Source organism: Kitasatospora sp. NPDC054795 (assembly GCF_053611565.1).
Genome location: NZ_JBSHAP010000072.1, coordinates 39,827 through 46,095 on the forward strand (window position 1 = coordinate 39,827; position 6,269 = coordinate 46,095).

General features: G+C 77.6%; 4 protein-coding genes. All 4 read right to left on the reverse strand.

The window, feature by feature from the left end; genetic code table 11:
- Window positions 1-92: 92 nt before the first annotated feature.
- Window positions 93-2,105, reverse strand: coding sequence for a hypothetical protein (locus tag ACWGJO_RS24860; protein WP_452186962.1), 2,013 nt, complete (start codon window positions 2,103-2,105; stop codon window positions 93-95).
- Entirely contained in the window at window positions 2,102-3,244 is a 1,143-nt protein-coding gene (locus tag ACWGJO_RS24865; protein WP_452186964.1) for a VWA domain-containing protein, read from the reverse strand. The genes ACWGJO_RS24860 and ACWGJO_RS24865 overlap by 4 nt, the downstream gene beginning before the upstream one ends.
- Window positions 3,241-5,523 carry a DUF5682 family protein gene (locus ACWGJO_RS24870; RefSeq protein WP_452186966.1) on the reverse strand — a complete coding sequence of 761 codons (2,283 nt, stop codon included), beginning with the start codon at window positions 5,521-5,523 and terminating at the stop codon, window positions 3,241-3,243. Before ACWGJO_RS24870 ends, ACWGJO_RS24865 begins: the two co-directional genes overlap by 4 nt.
- Window positions 5,523-6,269 (reverse strand): AAA family ATPase (locus ACWGJO_RS24875; protein ID WP_452186968.1); only part of this gene is annotated, 747 nt, incomplete at its 5' end. The genes ACWGJO_RS24875 and ACWGJO_RS24870, both read right to left, overlap by 1 nt.

Sequence of the window (6,269 nt, forward strand, 5' to 3'; positions counted from 1 at the left end):
AGAGGCCGGTCGATTCGACTCGCGGGCTGTGGAGGGCCCAGGGGTAGTGCGAAGTCCGGTGCGGACCTCGGGGGCGTCCTCGGCGAAGGTGCTCAGGGGTGGCCGGCGGTCTCCCGGTGTGCCTCGACGGCGACGGCGAGCCGGACGGCCGCGTCCGGCCAGGTGCGGGCGGCGGCGTCCGGGTCGCCCGCGCGCACGGCGTGGGCGAGGGCGCGCAGGAGCTCGGCGGTGGTGGCCAGGCCGCCGCGGTCCAGCCGGGCGGCGGTGCGGTCCAGGCGGGTCAGGGTGGGGCCGTCAGGGTGGCGCAGGCCCCGGTGGGCGGTGTCGGCGAGGGCGGCGAGTGCCTCGGCGAGGTCGGCGGCGACGGGGTCGGCCGACGGCGGCGCGGCGGGGGCGAGGGCGGTGGACGCGGCGCCGGGAGCGAGGTCGGGGACGACGACGGTGTCGCCCGCGAGGAGCGCGGCGGGCTCCAGGACGGTGCGGCCCGCCGCCCGTCGGAGGGTGGCGCTGACGTGGGTGACGGCGCCGGACCCGAGCGCCGCGGCGAGCGCGTCGAGGGAGCCGGGGCAGGCCGGGTCGTAGGTGGCGGCGAGGGTGGCCGGGTTGCCGGCGGCGTCGCGGACCGCGGCCTCCAGGCGCTGCTCGGCGGCGTCGTACCGGACCCCCTCGACGGCGGAGAGCCGCACCACGCGCAGGGACTCGGCGGCGATGCGGGGCCGGATCAGCCGCGGCGGCCGGCCCTCCAGGGTGCGCAGGTGGGCGTCGAGATCGGTGAGCAGCAGCGGGGCGGGCAGGTCGGTCCAGGAGCCGCCGACCGGGGTGACGGTGGTGGCGGCGGTCCGACCGCGGCCGAGGCGGAGTTCACGGGCGGCGCTGCGGACGGCGCTTTCGCTGACCACGTTGCCGGCGGCGAGGGCGTCGAGGCGGTGGCCGGCGATCCGGCGGGCGGCCAGCGCGTGCCCGGTCGGCGGACGGCCGTCGGCCGGGACGTCCCAGCTGCGGCGGAGCACCAGGACGGTGCCGGCGGCGGGGTGGGCGAGGTAGACCTCGGCGGACCGGGTCGTCGCGGTGCCGCGGATCCGGCAGCCCAGCGCGGTCAGGCGGATCCGGCGCAGCGGGGTCTCGGCGGTCTCCCGGACACCGAGTACCTCCGACCGGGACGCGCCGGGGCCGGCGGAGGCGCGGTGACGGGCGTGGAGCTCGGCCAGCAGCAGGGTCAGCTCCTCGGGCCGGTGGTCGGCGGACCGGGCGGCGTACGCGTCGAGCTGGCCGATCAGGTCGGCGACCAGGCCGGCCGGCCAGTGCAGGGAACGGTCGGCGAGTTCGTCGCGCACCCGGTGGAGATCGGCGGTGAGGACCGGCCCGGCGTGCACGGCGCCGTCGAGCAGCAGCTCGCGGGCGAGACCGAGGGCGGCGTCCAGGACCGGTGGGATGCCCGCATCGGGCTCGGGACGGCCGCCGAGCGTGACGGCCGGGCGGCCGTCGGCAGCCCGGAAGGCCCAGACCGCGAGGGCGATCATCTCGCCGCGGCGGTCCTGCGCGGCGTCGGTCACCGCGAAGCCCAGCTCGCCGGGGACGGGGAACCGGACGGTGCAGGCGGCCAGTTCGGCGACCGGCTGCGGATCGTCCGGGCGCGCGTGGTGCAGCCGCGCGGCATAACCGCGCTCCAGCGTCCGGCGGGCGGCGGCCACGGCGCGGGCGCCGACGGCGGCGGTCAGCGCCTCGTCGTCCAGCGCGCCGGGGGACCACGCGGGGGCGGGCGCGGGCGTGCCGGGGGTGCCGGAAGCGGCGGGGCCGGGGGCAGGACCCGGCGGGGCGTCGGCGGCGGCGTGCTGGTGGGCGAGGACCAGGGCGATCCGGTGGCGGCACACGCCCGGGGCGCCGCAGGTGCAGCTGCCACCGTCCAGCCCGGTGCCGGGCGGCAGGACGACGGAGTTGCCGTCCGGGCAGGTGCCGCGAAGCGTGCCGTTGAGGTCGAGGTCGGGCACCGGCCCGTCGCCCGCGGCGACTTCGCGGGCGGCGCGCTTCACCAGGCCGCGATTGGCGAGTGCGGCGAGCGTGTCGGTGTCCAGGGCGAGCAGATCGGCCCGCGTCGCGGCGGTCACCGGCCGAGCCGCTCGGCGACGAACTCGGCGAGCATCCCCGGAGTCATCGCGCCCACGTGCGCGCCGGCGTCCGCGAGCCGCCCGGCCAGCTCGCGGTCGTACGCGGGGGCGGCCTCCTCGTCCAACGCGGCGAGTCCGAGCACGGTGGCGCCCTGCCCGGTCAGCGAGCGGACGGTGCGCAGCAGCCGGTACCGGTCGCCGCCCTCGTAGAAGTCGCTGACCACCGCGAGGACGGTGCGCCGCGGGTTCTCCACCAGACCGGCCGCGTAGTCGACGGCCCGGGCGATGTCGGTGCCGCCGCCGAGCTGGACCCGCATCAGCAGCTCCACCGGGTCGGTGACGTCGGAGGTGAGGTCCACCACCTGGGTGTCGAAGGCGACCAGATGGGTCTTGAGGCCGGGAAGGCTCCACAGGCAGGCCGCGGTGACCGCGGAGTGGATCACCGAGCCGACCATGGAACCGGACTGGTCGACGAGCAGGATCAGCTGCCACTGCTCCAGGTGCCGGCGGGTGCGGGAGTGGAAGTGCGGGCGTTCGATCAGGATCCGCCGCTCGGCGGGACGGTAGCGGCCGAGATTGGCCCGGACGGTGCGGCGGAAGTCGAAGTCGCGGGCGAGCGGGCGGCGGCTCGGGCGGGCGGACCGGGCGCCGGTGAACGCCTGGCGCAGCTCCGGGGTGAGGCGTTCCATCAGCTGCCGGACCACCGCGGCCACGATGCGGCGGGCCTGGCCGAGCAGCTGCTCGTTCATCAGGTGCTTGGTGCGGAGCACGGCGCGCAGCAGGGCGGCGCTCGGCTCGACCCGCTCCAGGACGGTCGGGTCGGTGACGATCTCGTCGATGCCGTAGTGCTCGACGGCGTCGCGCTCCAGGCGCTCGATCGTCTCGCGCGGGAAGAGCCGGTGGATGTCGTCCAGCCAGTCCACCGCGGTGACCCGGGACGGTTCCCGGCCGGCGCCGCGGATGCCGCGGCGGTCGAGGTCCTCGTCGCGGCCGTACAGCCACTCCAGGGCGGCGTCCCGGGCGGCGCCGTCGGCGCCCGGGCTGCCGGTCCAGGGCTCGGCGGGGGAACCGAGGACCAGGCGCCAGCGCTCCAGGGCGGGGTCGGGTGCCGTTGCGGGGGTGGGCTCGGGCGCGGTCACCGGGCGCTCCGCAGGCCGTGGCGGTCGAGCAGGGCGGTCACGTTCTCCTCCAGGGCGCGGGCGGCGGCCAGGTGCACGGGGTCGGCGGTGGTGCGGAGCAGGCCGCGGGCGGAGCCGCGCAGGCCGCGACGCTCGATCAGACGGCGGGCGATCCGCTCGCGCTCGCGCGGCGGGAACCAGGCGAAGGCCTGGCGCAGGGCGGGGAGGGCGACGAGGAACCCGGCGTCGGTGAGTTCGGCGAGGACGGAGTCCACGGCGGCCAGCAGGGAGCCCTCGCCCGCGTCGGCGGTGACCTCCTCCCGGGCGAGTGCGAACAGGCCGGCCAGCCAGTCGCCGAGCGCGCCGGGGTCGCCCGCGGCGCGCAGGGCGGCGGAGGCGAGGTCGGAATCGGCCGTGGGGGTGAGGGCGAGGTGGAGGCCGTGGGCGCCGCCGCGCAGGTCGGCGGGGGCGTGCGGGTCGCGGGCGATGCGGAGGGCGAGGGCGGCGGCGTCCTCGGGGGTGACCGTGAGCAGGTCGGGGGCGTGGCACAGCGCGTCGCGGACGGCGGCGAGGGCCGCGAGGCGCGCCGGGTCGGTGCCGGAGCGGCCGTGCGCGCCCTCGACCAGCCACAGGACGCGGGCGACGGCGCCGTCGATGACGGCGGCCAGCAGCGGGCTGCGTGCGGTGCCGTACACCCGGTCGTGCCGCCACAGGCCGAGCGCGGTGGCGAGGACGGAGCCGAGGGCACCCGGGTCGGGGTGGCGGGCGAGGACGGCGGTGAGCGCGGTCAGGAGGCGGTCGGTGAGGGCGGTGGCGCCGCACAGCACGGTGTCGAGGAGCAGGGTGGCGAGTTCGGTGTCCGTGGGCCCGGTGGTACGGGCCCGTTCGGCGAGGACGGTGGCGGCGGCCTCGTCGAGGGTGGCGCCGTACGCGCCCGCCTCGATCAGGGCGGCGTCGCGGCCGGTGTCCGGTCCGGCTTCCCAGCGTTCGGTGGTGACCGGGTCGGCGCCGTGGGCGGGTCCGGCGGTGCGGTGGCGGCCGGGCACGCCGAGGACGCGCAGCCGGTGCAGGGTCCGGCTGGCCGTCAGACCGTCCTCGGTGGTGAGCTCGCAGGTCAGCGGGCGGGTGCCGGTGGCCCCGATCGCGGCGAGCCGGGCGGCGGTGTCATGGACCAGCGGCGGCGCCGGGGTGTCCGGGTGCAGCCGCCCGGTGCGGGAGCCGCTGCACGCGGCGACCATCTCGACCACCACCGGGTGGCTGCCGGGCGCCAACGGGGTGCGCTCCGACCAGGGCAGCGGCTGGGTCAGGTCGTCCTTGACCAGCGCGCCGGCCAGGCCGTCGAGCACGTCGGTACGGGCCGGCACCGGGTGGCCGCGCAGCGCGGCCAGGCCGCCGGTGAGCGCGGCGGCGGCGACCAGGTCGGCCGTGGAGACGGGGTGGCGGCGCCCGCGCAGCCGCGACACCACGGACTGCCGCAGATGGTCGGCGGCGGCCTCGGGGCCGTCCTCCCACAGCCGCTGGTAGTAGGCGGGCGAGGGCATGCCCGACTGGTAGCCGGCGAAGGCGTCCAGCTGCCGGAACGAGTAGGGCACCAGGTGACTGCCGGACACCGCGCCGGGTCGCGCTGCCGGCAGCGCGGGCCGGCCGGGCACCTCCGCGGGCCGCTCGGCGAGGGTGCGGAGCGCGGGGGTGTGGAAGCCGCCGGTGACCACCAGCACGGTCGCCGGTCCCGCCTCGGCCAGGACAGCGCGGATCCAGGCCGCCATGTACGCCTCGCGGGCCCGGTCGCCCTCGTCCGCCTCGGCGTCCCCGCGGACCAGGTCGAAGTAGGCGTCCAGACGCTCGGCGAGCCCGTCCGCCGGCGCCACCTCGAACAGGCCGTCCCACAGGGCGTCCACCGAGCCGGTGCCGAAGCGTCCGCACAGCCGGGCGGTGGCCTCGGCGTACCGGGCCTCCGCGTCGGCGTACCGGTTGGCGCGCAGCTCGAACGCCGGGTGCCAGGACGGCAGGTCGACGAAGAGCACCTCCGCGCCGGCCGCCCGGCCCTCCCGCAGCGCCACCCACTCGGGCGAGTAGTCGCACAGCGGCGTCCAGGTGGTGGCGGTGCGCTCGGCGTCGCGGTAGTGGCTGAACACGGCGATCGGCAGTTCGTGGCCGAGGGCCAGCTCGTCCAGGCGGCCGTTGAGGTCGGCCGGCCCCTCGACGAGCACGTACGCGGGCCGCAGCCGTCGGACGGTGTCCGCCACCAGACGGGCGCAGGCGGGGGAGTGGTGGCGGACCCCGAGGAAGACCGCGGGCATCAGCCGGCCAGCAGGTGGCGGGCCTCGTGCACGGCGTGCCAGTGCGGGCCGCGCCGCCGCGGGACCCGCTGCTCCAGGTAGCGGCGCAGCCGGGCCAGGTCCTCCGGACTGTCCTTGGCGGCGGTGCCGGCCAGGCCGGCGACCAGGTCGGCCGCGTTGCCGGCCTCGCCGCGCAGGTACCAGCCGCGCAGTCCGACCGCGTGGGCGACCGAGACCGCCTCCGCGGTGCTCATCACCGCGGACAGGCGGTCACCGCCCTCACCGGCCCGCAGCTCGCGGAACGTGGTGACGAGGACCTCCAGCAGGTCCCGGTCGGGTGCGGCGGCCACCCCGGAGCGGCGCAGCAGGTGCGCGGACTCGGCCTCCACCAGGGCGAGTTCGGTGTCCAGGTCGGGGATCGGAAAGACCGTCTCGAAGTTGAACCGGCGCTTGAGCGCCGCGCTCATCTCGTTCACCCCGCGGTCGCGGGTGTTGGCGGTGGCGATCACGTTGAAGCCCTGCTTGGCGAAGACCATCCCCTCCGGCCCGTCCAGTTCGGGGATCGCCACCACGCGCTCGGAGAGCAGGGACAGCAGCGAGTCCTGCACCTCCAGCGGGCAGCGGGTGATCTCCTCGAACCGGACCAGCCGGCCGTCGGCCATGCCGCGCAGCATCGGCGCGGGCACCAGCGAGCGGGTGGAAGGACCCTCGGAGACCAGCAGGGCGTAGTTCCACGAGTACTTGATCTGGTCCTCGGTGGTCGCCGC